Below are 14,910 nucleotides of genomic sequence, written 5' to 3' on the forward strand. Positions count from 1 at the left end.
TCGAACTGCGGATGCTGGTCGAGGCGGTCTACCTCAAGTACAACTACGACTTCCGCGACTACACCGGCGCCTCGCAAAAGCGCCGCGTGCTGGTGGCCCTGCGCGAAATGGACTGCGCCACGGTCTCGGAACTGCAGGCCAAGGTGCTGCACCAGCCGGAAGCGTTTTCCCAGCTGCTGCAATACCTGACGATTCCCGTCTCCGAGATGTTCCGCGACCCGGAATACTTCGCCGCGATCCGCAGCCAGGTAGTGCCGCACCTGCGCACCTACCCGTCGCTGAAGATTTGGGTGGCCGGCTGCAGCACCGGCGAAGAGGTGTATTCGCTGGCGATCCTGCTGCACGAGGAAGGGCTGCTGGAACGCACCATGCTCTACGCCACCGACATCAATCCGGTGTCGCTGGACGCGGCGCGGCGTGGCGTGTTCCCGCTGGACCGCATGCGCCTGTTCACCGAGAACTACCAGAAGTCGGGCGGCAAGCGCGCTTTTTCCGACTACTACACGGCGGCCTATGGCGGCGCCCTGTTCGAGCGCATGCTGGTCGAGAACGTGACCTTTGCCGACCACTCGCTGGCCACCGACAGCGTGTTCTCGGAAACCCATTTCGTCAGCTGCCGCAACGTGATGATCTACTTTAACCGGCGCCTGCAGAACCGCGTGCTGGGCCTGTTCCACGAGTCGCTCTGCCACCGCGGCTTCCTGGGCCTGGGCAGCAAGGAAAGCATCGACTTTTCCAGTTACGCGAATCGCTTCGAGCCGCTGGCGCGGCGCGAGCGCCTGTTCCGCAAGGCGGCCGAATGAGCGAGCTGGCGGCCAGGTTCGCGCAGGTGCTGGCGGGGCGGCGCATCGAGGCCGTCGTGATCGGCGCCTCGGCCGGCGGCGTCGACGCCCTGGTCGGGCTGCTGCCGGCGCTGCCGGTGAGCCGCAAGCTGGCGGCCGTGTGCATCCTGCACGTGCCCGGCGACCGCGAAAGCCGCCTGGCCGAACTGTTCGACGCGCGCCTGGCGCTGCCGGTGCGCGAAGCCGCGGACAAGGAAAGCGTCGAGCCGGGCACGCTGTACTTCGCCGGCGCCGGCTACCATTTGTCGATCGAACACGATCGCGTATTTTCACTCAGCTGCGAGCCGCCGGTGCACTATGCGCGTCCGGCCATCGACGTGCTGATGGAGTCGGCCGCCGACGCCTATGGCCCGGCCCTGGCCGGCATTTTGCTCACCGGCGCCAATTCCGACGGCGCCGAAGGCATGCAAAGGATCAGGCAGCGCGGCGGCCTGACCATTGTGCAAGACCCGATTGAAGCGCAGGCGGCGACGATGCCCGAAAAGGCCATCAGCCTGTGCGCCCCGCACCTGGTGCTGCCGCTCGCGGACATCCGCGCGCTGCTGCCCCTGCTGGAGACAACAACACCATGAGCTTCCAAGAGCCTAGCAAACTGTTAATCGTCGACGACCTGCCGGACAACCTGCGCGCGCTCGACGCCCTGATCCGCGACGAGCGCCGCCTCGTGTTCCACGCCCATTCCGGCGAGGAAGCGCTGACGCTGCTGCTCGAACACGAGTTCGCGCTCGCCATCCTCGACGTCCAGATGCCGGGCATGGACGGCTTCGAGCTGGCCGAACTGATGCGCGGCACCGAGCGCACGCGCAACATCCCGATCATGTTCGTCTCGGCCGCCGGGCGCGAACTGAATTATTCGTTCAAGGGCTACGAGAGCGGCGCGGTCGACTTCCTCTACAAGCCGCTCGACCCGGACGCGGTGCGCGGCAAGGTAAACGTGTTCGTGGCCCTCGACCAGCAGCGGCGCGAAGTGGCGCGCCAGATGGAAGCGCTGGAACGCAGCCGGCGCGAACAGGAAATCCTGCTGCAGGAACTGAACGCGACCCAGGCCGAGCTGCAACGCTCGCTGCGCATGCGCGACGAATTCATGTCGCTGGTTGCCCACGAACTGCGCACGCCCCTGAATACCCTGTTCCTGGAAATCCAGATGCGCACGCTGCACCTGAAGCGCGGCAATCTGCAGGCCTTCAATGCCGAGCAGATGGGCGCCATGGTCAAGCGCGACGAGCGCCAGGTAAAGGCGATGATCCGCCTGATCGACGACATGCTGGACGTGACCCGCATGCGCAACGGCACGCTGTCGGTGCGGCCGGCGCCGGTGGAGCTGATGGGCATGCTCGAGCGCGTGGTGAGCGATCTGTCGCTGCAGGCCGCCGCCAGCGGCTGCGCCATCGGCCTGCAGCCGCACGAACCCGTGTTCGGCCACTGGGACGAATTCCGCATCGAGCAGGTGATCGTCAATCTGCTGACGAACGCGCTGCGCTATGGCGGCGGCTGCAACGTGGAAGTGAGCGTGCAGGTCGACGGGTGCTGCGCCCGCATCGACGTGGCCGACAAGGGCAAGGGCATTTCGCCCGACGACATCGAGCGCATCTTCCAGCCTTTCGAGCGCGGCACCCGCAACGGCGAACCGAAGGGGCTGGGGCTGGGCCTGTACATCTCGCGCCAGCTGGCCGTGGCCCACGGCGGCGAACTGACGGTGACCAGCACGCCGGGGCAGGGTTCGACCTTCAGCCTGGCGCTGCCGTGCAGCGTGATGACGCCGCGCGCCGAAATTCCGGCCTGAATACCTGGCTGATCCCGGGCTGACCCCGGGCCTGTTCGCGCGGGCGATTGAAAATCCAAATCGGGCGGCGGTTGCAAACCCCGCCCGTTTCCCTCACACTTACGCGGCACTTGCGAGGCTGATACTTTTGTCACCTCTGCATCATAGGTAAAATCAATTGAACTCATCTGATCAATTAATTTTACAAAAGCACAGCAAGAGCATAAACTTCGTTTCATCAATTTTGATTTGACCCACAACAGGAGCTTCCATGTCCCTTATCAACACCGAGATCAAGCCTTTCAAAGCAACCGCTTACCATGCTGGCAAATTCATCGATCTGACCGAAGAGCAGTTCAAAGGTACGTGGTCCGTCCTGATGTTCTACCCGGCCGACTTCACCTTCGTCTGCCCGACCGAACTGGAAGACCTGGCTGACTTCCAGCCAGAATTCGAAAAGCTGGGCGTGAAAGTCTACGGCGTGTCGACCGACACTCACTTCGCCCACAAGGCATGGCACGACACCTCGGACGCCATCAAGAAAGTGAACTATCCGCTGATCGGCGACCCGACCGGCACCCTGGCGCGTAACTTCGAAGTCATGATCGAAGAAGAAGGCCTGGCACTGCGCGGCACCTTCGTCATCAATCCAGAAGGCCAGATCAAGGTCATGGAAGTGCACGACAACGGCATCGGCCGCGACGCATCGGAACTGATGCGCAAAGTCAAGGCAGCCCAGTACGTCGCCGCCCACCCAGGCCAGGTGTGCCCAGCCAAGTGGACCGAAGGCGCCGAAACCCTGACCCCGTCGCTGGACCTGGTCGGCAAGATCTAAGCAGTAGCAGCAAGTAGTTGGCAGTAAATCAGTAGCACCGGAAGCCCGCCAAATGGCGGGCTTCCAATAAAAACCTCTGTATTTCAAGGAAAATCACCATGCTGGACGCAACCCTCAAGAAGCAGTTACAAGCCTATTTGGAAAAAGTGGTGCAGCCGATTGAGATCGTTGCATCGCTTGATGACTCGCCAAAAGCGCGAGAAATGGAAGAGCTGCTCAAGGAAATCACTTCCTTGGGCACCAAGATTACTTATCGCGAAGACGGCAATGCCACGCGCAAGCCGTCGTTCGCCATCAACCGCGTCGGCACCGATATCGGCATCGAATTCGCCGCCATTCCGCTGGGCCATGAATTCACCTCGCTGGTGCTGGCCCTGCTGCAAGTGGGCGGCCACCCGATCAAGTTCGATGCGCCTGTCATCGAGCAGATCAAGAACCTGCCGGGCGACTTCGTGTTCGAAGCCTTCATTTCGCTGTCGTGCCACAACTGCCCGGAAGTCGTGCAGGCGCTGAACTCGATGTCGATCATCAACCCGCGCATCAAGGTCACGACCATCGACGGCGGCCTGTTCAAGGATGAAGTCGAAGCACGCCAGATCCTGGCAGTGCCGATGATGTTCCTGAACGGCGAGCACTTCGGCCAGGGCCGCATGAGCGTCGAGGAAATCCTCGCCAAGCTCGACACCGGCGCCGGCGCCAAGAAAGCAGAAGAACTGAGCAAGAAAGAAGCCTTCGACGTGCTGATCGTCGGCGGCGGCCCTGCCGGTGCGGCAGCGGCGATCTACTCGGCCCGCAAAGGCATCCGTACCGGCGTGCTGGCGGACCGTTTCGGCGGCCAGGTGATGGATACCCTGGCGATTGAGAACTTTGTGTCGGTGAAAGAAACCGAAGGACCGAAGTTCGCCGTGTCGCTGGAAGAGCACGTCAAGCAGTACGAAGTCGACATCATGAACCTGCAGCGCGCCGCCAAGCTGGAACGCAACGAAGGCGAGAAGCTGTTCGAAGTAACGACCGAGTCGGGCGCGCTGCTGAAAGCCAAGTCGGTGATCCTGTCGACCGGCGCCCGCTGGCGCGAAATCAACGTGCCGGGCGAAAAAGAGTACAAGAACCACGGCGTGGCTTATTGCCCGCACTGCGACGGTCCGCTGTTCAAGGGCAAGCGCGTGTCGGTGATCGGCGGCGGTAACTCGGGCGTCGAAGCGGCCATCGACCTGGCCGGTATCGTCGAGCATGTGACCCTGATCGAATACGGCGCGGAACTGCGCGCCGACGCGGTCCTGCAGCGCAAGCTCTACAGCCTGAAGAACGTGAACGTGATCAAGAGCGCCCAAACCACGGAAATCCATGGCGACGGCAAGAAGGTGACGGCCCTGTCGTACAAGGACCGCGTGTCGGGCGAGACCCACCGCGTCGAACTGGCCGGCGTGTTCGTCCAGATCGGCCTGATCCCGAACGCCGAATGGCTGAAGGGCACGCTGGAACTGTCGCCGTACGGCGAGATCGAAGTCGACGTGCGTGGTGAAACCTCAATCCCGGGCGTGTTTGCCGCCGGCGACGTGACCACCGTGCCGTTCAAGCAGATCGTCATCGCCGTGGGCGAGGGCGCCAAGGCTTCGCTGGCGTCGTTCGACTACCTGATGCGTCTGCCGACGGAAGAAACCGAGGCGCTGGAAGCAAAAGCAGCCTAAGCGTCAAGCGGCCCCGCGGGGCCGTCAGCAAGAACAAAAACGCCATCGCGACGAACCTTGCGATGGCGTTTTTCTATTTCATTTGGAAATATTTCGGGATACGGCAGTGATAAACTGTTGCATCTTTAGCATATATCTCTATATGAAAACCTTTTCTCTGCTGGCCAGCCTGGGATTACGTGATTTACGCAATGTTATCGCGCTGGTTGTTGTGGCGGCGATCGGCGCTGGCTGCAGCAAAACCCAGCCCAATTGCATTGACCCGTCCACCATCGACCTCGTCAAACAGGGCGTCGAGGAAACGCTGGATAAAGTCTTGTCCGGTTCAGGAGGCGACACCGAGCTGCTCGACCGCCTCAAGAAGCGCATGCAGATCGCCGTCACGACCATTCGTACTTCAAGCAAGGACGAGAAGATCGGCAAGGTCACATGCGAGGCCTCGCTCGAGATTACGCTGGCCAATGCCGATCAAATCGTCGGCGACCCGGTGTTCAAATCCCTGCAGGACAGCAAGCGGCTTCCTGAACTCGTCGATACGAGCGGGCCGGCGTGGAAAACCAGTATCCAGTACACCGCCCAGCACACCGAGGACACGAAGGACCTGCTGGTCGAACTGAGCGGCCACGCGCCCATGGTGGAATTGCTGTCCACGGTTGCCCAGTCGGGCGTCATGGAGCCCAGGCAGCAGCCGCCCGGCGACATTCCCTCTAACCTGCTCGCTTCCGGCAACGCACGCGACGCTGCCGTGCGCCTGATGAATCACGTCTACGGCAAACAGGAAAAGGAGAACGGATGCTGGATATCCCGATTTGAAGGGATGCCGTATTGCATGAAGATCGCGCAATCCGAGATCAAGACGCTCGGCAGCGGAAAGCGTTTGTATGCCATTGCAAATGGACAGGCCATCGATCAGCAGGGCGAAGCGATTACCGCACACGCCATGCAGGGCCTGGTCGGTGCATTCATCGTTGGCGAGACAAATGGCAAGCCCGCATTCATTGCGAAATCGACGGTCATCCAGGCCGGCACCATGGGCACCGCGCCGTCCGAATGGATATTGACCGAGCTCGGAGCGAACGATAACTGGGGTTGGCGTGGCGAATACGGCGATTGTCACCAGGGTTATTGCGGCAGCCGGATGGTTATCCTGGCAAATCGCGCCGGCATCGTTCAGGAGGTCGGTGGGCTGCCGACCGCTTATGACGACACAGGTGCATGCGGGGATTGCGAAGGGAAGTCTTCATCGCTGGCCTCGACCGTGCGTGTCAGCGATGGTCCGGATAATGCCGAGTTCTATCATCTGCTCGTCGCGGTAACCGGCACCAGCAACGGCAAGGAACTCGCGAAAGAATGGACGCTGGCGTTCGACAATGCAAAGGGCACGTATATCGAGCCTGCCGACTGGCCGCTCGGTGACAGGGACTTCTAGGAAAACACCGCGTCACCCCACCCAACAAAAAGCGCCGTTCCACGTCAGTGGTACGGCGCTTGCTCTATCGTGCGCAGGTCTCGGCTGCGGCTAGGTAAAATGGGCTATCGAACTTGCCACGCAGGCAAGTATTCAGCCGTGTTTCTTAGAATTAGTGGAACATCATGAACGCCGCGCCCTGCAGCGCATTGGTCTCGTAGAGCAGCCAGGCGGCTGCGCTGGCGAGGGCAAGTTGCAAGGCAGTCAGGGTGGTGGGGATTGAGCGCATCATGATCGTTCTCCGGGGCGGTACGGCGTGTTTTGTTGGTGTATGGTGCCATCTTAGCCATCCGGCCGTTGTTGCGGCATCGGCGGGAACTCCGCCGTTATGTAGGAAAAAGCCTTGTGGCCCTGTCTCAGCGGCAGCCGGCCCAACTGAACGGCGGCGCCGACAGCGCCGGTCCGGCATTTTTCCCCACCCGCACTCCTACACACCGGTTGGCGTGCATCCTATAGCTGGGTTTGCAGGGGAGGCTTACATTAGCTTCCATCATGACCCGACACGAACCCAAACTCCTGCATAACGGCCTCCTCGCGGTGCGCCGCAATTCCATTCGCAAGCTGCTGCGCTCCGTGTTCGGTATCGAACAGCTGCGCGAAGGGCAGCAACGCGTGATCGACAGCGTCCTGGATGGCAAGGACACCCTGGCGATCATGCCCACCGGCGGCGGCAAGTCGCTGTGTTACCAGATTCCTGCGCGCATGCTGGGCGGCACCACGGTCGTGGTCTCGCCTCTGATCTCGCTGATGAAAGACCAGCTGGAAAAGCTCGATGAGCTCGGCGTGCGCGCCTGCCAGGTCAACAGCAGCCTGAATGCCGAGGAAGAGCACCAGGCCCTGGAGTCCATCAGCGGCGGCACCTGCGAAATCGTGTTCTGCACGCCCGAGCGCCTGACCTCGCCCGAATTCATCGAGGTGCTCAAGCACACCACGGTCACCCTGGTCGCCATCGACGAAGCCCATTGCATTTCCCAATGGGGCCACGATTTCCGCCCGGCCTACATCGAGATGGCGGCGGCGATTGCGGCCATCGGCAACCCGACCGTGCTGGCCCTGACCGCCACCGCCACCGACGAGGTGATGGAAGACATCGGCCGCCAACTGAACCGGCCGCGCATGAAGGTCATCAACACCGGCATTTACCGCCCCAACCTGGAATACCGGGTGCACCAGGTGACCAGCCTGGCCGACAAGTTCGCCGAAGCGCGCCGCCTGGTGGCCGAGACCGAAGGCGTGGGCATCGTGTATGCCGCCACCGTGAAGGCGGCCGAGGAAATGCACCGCATCCTGGAAGAAGCCGGCGAATCGGTGACGATTTACCATGGCAAGCTGCCGGCCGCCGAGCGCCGCGCCAACCAGGATATGTTCATGAACGACGAGCGCCGCATCATGGTGGCGACGAACGCTTTCGGCATGGGCATCGACAAGGCGGACACGCGTTTCGTGGTGCACCTGCAGATTCCGGCCAACCTGGAATCGTATTACCAGGAGTCGGGCCGCGCCGGGCGCGACGGCAAGGACGCCCAGTGCACGCTGCTGTTCCTGCAGGACGACAAGCGCCTGCAGCAGTTCTTCCTGGTGAAGCACTATCCGGATGCGGCCGAGATCCGCTCGGTCTACGACGCCGCCTGCGAACTGGCGGAAGCCGGTCCCGTCACCACGGAACGCATCGAGGACAAGCTGGTCGACCTGAATGAAGCCAAGATCAAGGTCTGCCTCAAGCTGCTGAAAGACGGCAAGCTGGTGCGCCAGAACCGCAAGCTGGAGTTCGTGATCACGAGTGCCGAGCCGAAGGCGGTAACCTTCGAGCAGCTGGCCCAGGTCTACATCCAGAAGCAGGACCACGACCGCGAAGCGCTGGAAAAGATGGTGGGCTATGCGGTGAGCGGCTTCTGCCGCTGGAAGCTGCTGCTCGACTATTTTAATGACGAAGTCGAAGGCTTCGAGAAGTGCTGCCGCTGCGATAACTGCCTGAATCCGCCGGCGGCCGCACTGGAAGACATCGAGATCCGCGACGACGAATTCAGCCATGAGCCGGAACCGGAAGACACGGGACCGCACTTCGAAACCGGCATGCGCGTGACGGTGGCGAAGTACGGCGAGGGTGTGGTGAGTTCGGTGGCTGGCAGCCAGATCGGCATCGACTTCCCGGACGGCGAGCATCGGAGCTTTATGGCAGACTTCGTAAAGCCGTTGTAAAAATTTTATCGATAATGAGGCGCCTGAGAAAACCCTCAGGGCAAGGGATGCGGCCAGCCGACGCAGCGTCGAAGACAGTACGCGTGTACGGCAAGACGCTGTAACGCAGCCATGAGGATTTTATCAGGCGCCGTAAAGGAGACGCATGGGAGATATGGTCGTAGTACGCAAGGAAGGACTGTACTGTGTGCCAGGTGGGTTCTACATCGACCCCTGGCGGCCGGTGGAACGGGCCGTGATCACGCACGCACACGGCGACCACGCGCGCTACGGCCATGGCCGCTACCTGACCGCCGCCAGCGGCGTGCACGTGCTGCGCTCGCGCCTGGGTGACATCTCGGTCGATGGGCTGGAATACGGCGAGACCGTGGTCCACAACGGCGTCACCATCTCGCTGCACCCGGCCGGGCACGTGCTCGGCTCTGCACAAGTGCGCATGGAATGCGGCGGCGAAGTCTGGGTCGCATCCGGCGACTACAAGATCGAACCCGACAAGACCTGCGCGCCGTTTGAACCCGTGCGCTGCCATACCTTCATTACCGAATCCACTTTCGGCCTGCCGATCTACCGCTGGGCGCCCGAACAATCCATCTTCGACGACATGAACCGCTGGTGGCGCAAGAACGCGGAAGAGGGGCGTTGCAGCGTGGTGTTCGGCTATTCCTTCGGCAAGGCCCAGCGCATCCTGTCCGGCCTCGATCCTTCCATCGGACCGATCGTTTGCCATGGCGCGGTCGAGCCATTGAACCGCGTCTACCGCGAAGGCGGTATCGAATTGCCGCCGACGCTGATGGTGAGCGACGTGTCGAAAGCCGATCTGAAGCAGTCCATCGTGGTGGCGCCGCCATCGGCCTCGGGGTCGGCCTGGATGAAACGCTTCGGCGACTACAGCGATGCCTTTGCCAGCGGCTGGATGCAGCTGCGCGGCGCGCGCCGGCGGCGTGGCGTCGACCGTGGCTTCGTGCTGTCCGACCACGCCGACTGGCCGGGGCTGATGCAGGCGATTGCCGCCACCGGCGCCGAACGCGTGATAGTCACCCACGGCTCGATCCCGGTGCTGGTGAAGTGGCTGTGCCAGCAGGGGCTGGACGCGGCCGGCTTCGACACCGAATACGGCGACGACGACGACGACGTGGCGATTCCGCCGCAGCCGGCCGAAGCTGCCGAAGCTGCCGAAGCAGCGCAAGCCACCGAAGCGAACGACGCCGTCGGGACCACGGAGGCAAAGGAGGCGCGCGATGCGTGAATTCGCCCGCCTCTACGCCGAACTCGACGAAACCACCGCCACCAACCGCAAGCTGGAAGCCCTGCAGCAGTATTTCTCGACCGCCGCGCCGGAGAACGCCGCCTGGGCCGTCTACTTCCTGGCCGGCGGCAAGCCACGGCAGGCCGTGCCGACCAAGCTCTTGCGCCAGTTCGCCATCGAATACGCGGTGCTCGACGAATGGCTGTTCGACGAGTCCTATCATGCGGTCGGCGACATGGCCGAGACCATCGCCCTGATCCTGCCGCCGCCGGAAAAACAAAGCGACGTCGGCCTGGCCGAATGGATGACCGAGCGCATCGGCCCCCTGCGCGGCGCCGACCCGGACGTCATCCGCGCCGCCCTGTTCAGCTACTGGAACGAACTCGATACGCGCGAGCGCTTTTTGTTCTGCAAGCTGATCGGCGGCGGCTTCCGCGTCGGCGTGTCGAAACTGCTGGTGACGCGCGCGCTGGCGAACATCGCGGCGGTGGACAGCAAGCTCGTGGCCCAGCGCCTGATGGGCTGGACCGACGGCAGCGTGCGTCCCACCGCCACCAAGTTCCTGCAACTCATCGCCGCCCAGTCCGACGAAGAGCACAAGCTGCGCGGCGGCCAGCCTTATCCCTTCTTCCTGGCGCACCAGCTGCAGGGCGACCCGGCCGCGCTGGGCGAGCTCAAGGAATGGCAGGTCGAGTGGAAGTACGACGGCATCCGCGCCCAGCTGGTGCGGCGCGGCGCGCAGAACTATTTGTGGTCGCGCGGCGAAGACCTGATCTCCGAGCGCTTCCCCGAGCTGTGCGCGGTGCGCCTGCCCGAGGGCACGGTGGTCGACGGCGAAGTGCTGGTCTGGGACCATGCCAACGATGTGCCGGCCCCGTTCGCGGAACTGCAGCGCCGCATCGGCCGCAAGACGCTGTCCGCCAAGCTGCTGGCCGAGCTGCCGGCGGTGCTGGTCTGCTACGACCTGCTGGAACTCGACGGCGTCGATTTGCGTGCGCTGCCCCAGCACGAGCGGCGCACGCTGCTGGAAACGCTGGTGGCCGCCGTCGACCAGGCGCAGCTGAAGGTGTCGCCCGTGGTCCATGCCGACGACTGGGCGGCGCTGGCCGAGCTGCGCGCCGAATCGCGTGCGCGCGGCGTGGAAGGCATGATGGTGAAAGCCAGGAGCGCCCAGTACGGCGTGGGCCGCACCAAGGACGTCGGCACCTGGTGGAAGTGGAAGATCGATCCTTATTCGGTGGACGCGGTGCTGATCTACGCCCAGGCCGGCCACGGGCGGCGCGCCTCACTGTATACCGACTACACCTTTGCCGTCTGGGACGACGAAGACGGGAAGGGCGAGCGGCGCCTGGTGCCGTTCGCGAAAGCCTATTCCGGCCTGACCGATGCCGAGATCGCCCAGGTCGACAATGCGATCCGCAAGACCACGGTCGAGAAGTTCGGGCCGGTGCGCTCGGTGAAGCCGACCATGGTGTTCGAGATCGGCTTCGAGGGCATCGCTCTGTCGAGCCGGCACAAGGCGGGCATCGCGGTGCGCTTCCCGCGCATCCTGCGCCGGCGCGACGACAAGCCGATCGAGGAAGCCGATACGCTGGACACCCTGAAAGGCCTGCTGGCCGCCGCCGGTGCATGAGCGGGCCGAGTAAGAAGGAGGTGAAAGCGTGGTTCGACGCGCGCGGCTGGAAGCCTTTTCCCTTCCAGAAGGCCGTGTGGGACGCGGCACTGGCCGGCCAGTCCGGCCTGCTGCATGCGAACACCGGCGCCGGTAAAACCTACGCGGTGTGGCTGGCGGCGCTGCAGCGCGGGGCCCTGACCAAGGGACGCATGAGCGGCCTGCGCGCGCTGTGGATCACGCCGATGCGCGCACTGGCCGCCGACACCCAGCGTGCGCTGGAAGAATCGGCGGCGGCGCTGGCGCCCGAGTGGACGGTCGGCGCGCGTACCGGCGACACCGGTTCCGCCGAACGCGCGCGCCAGGCACGCAAGTGGCCGTCTTCGCTCATCACGACTCCCGAAAGCCTGTCGCTGCTGCTGTCGCACGCCGCGGCCGAGGAACAGTTCAAGCACCTCGACATGATCGTCATCGACGAGTGGCATGAGCTGATGGGCAGCAAGCGCGGCGTGCAGGTGCAGCTGGCGCTGGCGCGCCTGCGTACCTGGCGGCCGGGCCTGGTGATCTGGGGCGTCTCGGCCACCATGGGCGACCTCGATTTGGCGCGCCAGGTGCTGCTGGGCGCAGATTCGGAAAATAAGCCGGGCGTGCTGGTCGAAGGCGATACGAAAAAGCAGATCGTGGTCGATTCGCTGATCCCGAAGGACGTCTCGCGCTTCCCCTGGGGCGGGCACCTTGGCCTGCAAATGCTAAAGCCCGTCATCGACGAAATCGAGCATTACGACGCGACCCTGGTCTTCACCAACACGCGCTCGCAGTCGGAGATCTGGTACCAGAACATCCTCGAAGCGCGCCCCGACTGGGCCGGCGTGATCGCGTTGCATCACGGTTCGCTGGCGCGCGAGGTGCGCGACTGGGTCGAGATGGGCCTGAAAAGGGGCGAGCTGAAAGCCGTGATCTGCACCGCCAGCCTGGACCTCGGCGTGGATTTCCTGCCGGTCGAGCGCGTGCTGCAGGTGGGCAGCGCGAAAGGCATCGCACGCCTGCTGCAACGGGCCGGGCGCAGCGGCCACGCGCCGGGCCGGGTCTCGCGCGTGACCCTGGTGCCGACCAACAGCATGGAAATCCTGGAGGCGGCCGGGGCTAAAGTGGCGGTGGCCAAGCGCCGCATCGAAGGGCGCTACGTGCCGAACAAGCCCTTCGACGTGCTGGTGCAGCACCTGGTGACGGTGGCGCTGGGCGGCGGCTTCCGCTCCGAGCAGCTGTTCGAGGAAGTCAGGCGCGCCTGGTCTTACCGCGACCTGAACCAGGAAGAATGGCAGTGGGCGCTGGATTTCGTCGCGCGCGGCGGCCAGAGCCTGACGGTGTACCCGGAATACCGGCGCGTGCTGCCCGACGAGGAGGGCGTGTACCGCGTGCCGGACGTGGGCATCGGACGGCGCCACCGCATGGGCATCGGCACCATCGTCTCGGATGCCTCGATCCAGGTGAAGTACGTCAGCGGCGGGCGTATCGGCAGCATGGAAGAATCCTTCATCTCGCGCCTGAAGCAGGGCGACCATTTCCTGTTCGGCGGACGCATCCTGGAATTCATCCGCGTGCACGAGATGACGGCGTTCGTGAAACGCGCCACTGGTTCGCGCGGCGCCATCGCGCGCTGGCAGGGCGCGAAGATGCCGATGTCCTCGGAACTGGCGCACGCCGCGCTGGAACAGCTGCGCCAGGCCGCCGAAGGACGTTTCGAGGGGCCGGAAATGCAGGCCATCCGGCCGCTGCTGGAAATCCAGGAAAAATGGTCGGCGCTACCCACCATCGACACCCTGGTGCTGGAATCGATGAAGAGCCGCGAGGGGTATCACCTGTTCGTGTACCCGTTCGCGGGACGCTCGGTGCACATGGGCCTGGCCTCGCTGTTCGCCTGGCGCATCGGGCGCGTGCAGCCGATTACCTTTTCGATTGCGGTCAACGACTACGGTTTCGAGCTGATGGCGCCGGAGCCGGTGGATTGGGAAAGCATGTTCGCGGGCGCCACCGGGCTTGAGGTACCGCTGTTCGCTACCGAGCACCTGCTGGAAGACGTGCTGGAAAGTTTGAACGCGACCCAGCTCTCGCAACAGCGCTTCCGCGAAGTGGCGCGCATTGCCGGGCTGGTATTCCAGGGTTATCCGGGACAGCCGAAATCGAACCGGCAGGTGCAGGCCTCGTCCTCGCTGTTCTTCGAGGTCTTCCGCAAGCACGATGCCGGCAATCTGCTGCTGACGCAAGCCCAGCGCGAAGTGCTGGAACAGGAGCTGGAACTCACGCGCCTGCGCGAGACGCTCGAGGAACTGCATGCGCGCAAAGTGGCGTATCGTGTGGTCAAGCGCGCCACGCCCTTCGGCTTTGCGCTGATGGTGGAACGCTTCCGCGAAAAGGTGAGCACCGAAAAACTCAACGACCGCGTGGCGCGCATGGTACGGGAACTGGAAAAGGCAGCGCAGGTATGAGTGGTACGGGTGAGGTAGTAACAACCGCGTCGGCGGTGGCGGTGGCGGGCGAAACCTTGATGCTGTTGCCGGAAAAGGCCGTGTATTGGCCGGCGCGGCGGATGCTGATCATCGCCGACATCCATTTCGGAAAAGCGGCGTCCTTCCGCGCCCAGGGCATTCCGGTCCCGCGCGGCACCACTACGGAAAACCTGGCCGGGCTCGACGACCTGATCGAACGCCATGGCGCCCGCCACGTGATGTTCCTCGGCGACTTTTTGCATGCGCGCGCGGCCCATGCGTCCTCGACCCAGGGGGCGATGCTGGCCTGGCGCCACACGCGGGCCGACCTGCAGCTGACCCTGGTGCGCGGCAACCACGACAAGCACGCCGGCGACCCTGCCGCCGCGCTCGGCATCGAGCTGGTCGACGAGCCGCATACGGTGGGGCCGTTCGCTTTTTGCCACCATCCGGACCTCGATACAGGGGGCTATGCCCTGGCCGGGCACGTGCATCCGGCCTGGGTGCTGGCCACGCGCTACGATGCGCTGCGCCTGCCTTGCTTCGTCGTGGGCAGCCAGCGCATGATCCTGCCTTCCTTTGGTTCCTTCACCGGCGGCCATGTGGTCACCCGGGAGGCGGGCGACGCCATCTACGTGACCTCGGGCGAGGCAGTGCACGCCATCCGCTAGGCCGGCTTCGCTCTGGCATCCCGCGTTTTCGCTCCGCCGAAACCGGCTTTCGTCGCAGCCGGCTTGCCGCCGCCCGCGCGGCTCGGCAGAATGGGCTCGTT

At 63.8% G+C, this 14,910-nt stretch carries 11 protein-coding genes; all 11 read left to right on the forward strand.

All coding sequences use genetic code 11. The features are described from left to right. Positions 1 to 11: 11 nt before the first annotated feature. The 11 genes from LK540_RS19060 (at position 12) to pdeM (ending at position 14,809) form a co-directional block, all read left to right on the forward strand. A complete protein-coding gene (locus tag LK540_RS19060) occupies positions 12 to 803 on the forward strand; it encodes a protein-glutamate O-methyltransferase CheR (protein WP_229438978.1) in 792 nt (263 codons plus the stop codon). Further along, entirely contained in the window at positions 800 to 1,414 is a 615-nt protein-coding gene (locus tag LK540_RS19065; RefSeq protein ID WP_229438893.1) for a chemotaxis protein CheB, read from the forward strand. Before LK540_RS19060 ends, LK540_RS19065 begins: the two co-directional genes overlap by 4 nt. Then, complete coding sequence (locus LK540_RS19070) at positions 1,411 to 2,625, forward strand: hybrid sensor histidine kinase/response regulator (RefSeq protein ID WP_229438894.1); 1,215 nt, start codon at positions 1,411 to 1,413, stop codon at positions 2,623 to 2,625. The genes LK540_RS19065 and LK540_RS19070 overlap by 4 nt, the downstream gene beginning before the upstream one ends. A 250-nt stretch (positions 2,626 to 2,875) precedes the next feature. Continuing rightward, positions 2,876 to 3,439: an alkyl hydroperoxide reductase subunit C gene (ahpC, locus tag LK540_RS19075; RefSeq protein ID WP_229438895.1), complete on the forward strand. Its 564-nt coding sequence runs from the start codon at positions 2,876 to 2,878 to the stop codon at positions 3,437 to 3,439. Between the two features lie 98 nt (positions 3,440 to 3,537). Then, a complete protein-coding gene (gene ahpF / locus LK540_RS19080) occupies positions 3,538 to 5,127 on the forward strand; it encodes an alkyl hydroperoxide reductase subunit F (protein WP_229438896.1) in 1,590 nt (529 codons plus the stop codon). A 142-nt stretch (positions 5,128 to 5,269) separates the two neighbouring features. Further along, complete coding sequence (locus tag LK540_RS19085; RefSeq protein ID WP_229438897.1) at positions 5,270 to 6,556, forward strand: hypothetical protein; 1,287 nt, start codon at positions 5,270 to 5,272, stop codon at positions 6,554 to 6,556. A gap of 531 nt (positions 6,557 to 7,087) precedes the next feature. Then, a complete protein-coding gene (locus LK540_RS19090) occupies positions 7,088 to 8,794 on the forward strand; it encodes an ATP-dependent DNA helicase RecQ (RefSeq protein WP_229438898.1) in 1,707 nt (568 codons plus the stop codon). Positions 8,795 to 8,939: 145 nt separating this feature from the next. Next, positions 8,940 to 10,040: a ligase-associated DNA damage response exonuclease gene (locus LK540_RS19095; RefSeq protein WP_229438899.1), complete on the forward strand. Its 1,101-nt coding sequence runs from the start codon at positions 8,940 to 8,942 to the stop codon at positions 10,038 to 10,040. Next, positions 10,033 to 11,673: an ATP-dependent DNA ligase gene (locus LK540_RS19100; RefSeq protein ID WP_229438900.1), complete on the forward strand. Its 1,641-nt coding sequence runs from the start codon at positions 10,033 to 10,035 to the stop codon at positions 11,671 to 11,673. Before LK540_RS19095 ends, LK540_RS19100 begins: the two co-directional genes overlap by 8 nt. Next, positions 11,670 to 14,138, forward strand: a complete 2,469-nt coding sequence (locus LK540_RS19105; RefSeq protein ID WP_229438901.1) for a ligase-associated DNA damage response DEXH box helicase — start codon at positions 11,670 to 11,672, stop codon at positions 14,136 to 14,138. Before LK540_RS19100 ends, LK540_RS19105 begins: the two co-directional genes overlap by 4 nt. Next, positions 14,135 to 14,809, forward strand: coding sequence for a ligase-associated DNA damage response endonuclease PdeM (gene pdeM / locus LK540_RS19110; RefSeq protein ID WP_229438902.1), 675 nt, complete (start codon positions 14,135 to 14,137; stop codon positions 14,807 to 14,809). The genes LK540_RS19105 and pdeM overlap by 4 nt, the downstream gene beginning before the upstream one ends. Positions 14,810 to 14,910: the final 101 nt, after the last annotated feature.

Source organism: Massilia sp. IC2-278 (genome assembly GCF_020708045.1).
Taxonomy (GTDB): domain Bacteria; phylum Pseudomonadota; class Gammaproteobacteria; order Burkholderiales; family Burkholderiaceae_D; genus Telluria.

What these genes read in the sequence shown, in the direction of transcription:
- LK540_RS19105 (WP_229438901.1), top strand. Translation starts at nt 11,670, where the DNA reads ATGAGCGGGCCGAGTAAGAAGGAGGTGAAAGCGTGGTTCGACGCGCGC.
- LK540_RS19065 (WP_229438893.1), top strand. Translation starts at nt 800, where the DNA reads ATGAGCGAGCTGGCGGCCAGGTTCGCGCAGGTGCTGGCGGGGCGGCGC.
- ahpC (WP_229438895.1), top strand. Translation starts at nt 2,876, where the DNA reads ATGTCCCTTATCAACACCGAGATCAAGCCTTTCAAAGCAACCGCTTAC.
- LK540_RS19090 (WP_229438898.1), top strand. Translation starts at nt 7,088, where the DNA reads ATGACCCGACACGAACCCAAACTCCTGCATAACGGCCTCCTCGCGGTG.
- LK540_RS19085 (WP_229438897.1), top strand. Translation starts at nt 5,270, where the DNA reads ATGAAAACCTTTTCTCTGCTGGCCAGCCTGGGATTACGTGATTTACGC.
- ahpF (WP_229438896.1), top strand. Translation starts at nt 3,538, where the DNA reads ATGCTGGACGCAACCCTCAAGAAGCAGTTACAAGCCTATTTGGAAAAA.
- LK540_RS19070 (WP_229438894.1), top strand. Translation starts at nt 1,411, where the DNA reads ATGAGCTTCCAAGAGCCTAGCAAACTGTTAATCGTCGACGACCTGCCG.
- LK540_RS19100 (WP_229438900.1), top strand. Translation starts at nt 10,033, where the DNA reads ATGCGTGAATTCGCCCGCCTCTACGCCGAACTCGACGAAACCACCGCC.
- pdeM (WP_229438902.1), top strand. Translation starts at nt 14,135, where the DNA reads ATGAGTGGTACGGGTGAGGTAGTAACAACCGCGTCGGCGGTGGCGGTG.
- LK540_RS19095 (WP_229438899.1), top strand. Translation starts at nt 8,940, where the DNA reads ATGGGAGATATGGTCGTAGTACGCAAGGAAGGACTGTACTGTGTGCCA.
- LK540_RS19060 (WP_229438978.1), top strand. Translation starts at nt 12, where the DNA reads ATGCTGGTCGAGGCGGTCTACCTCAAGTACAACTACGACTTCCGCGAC.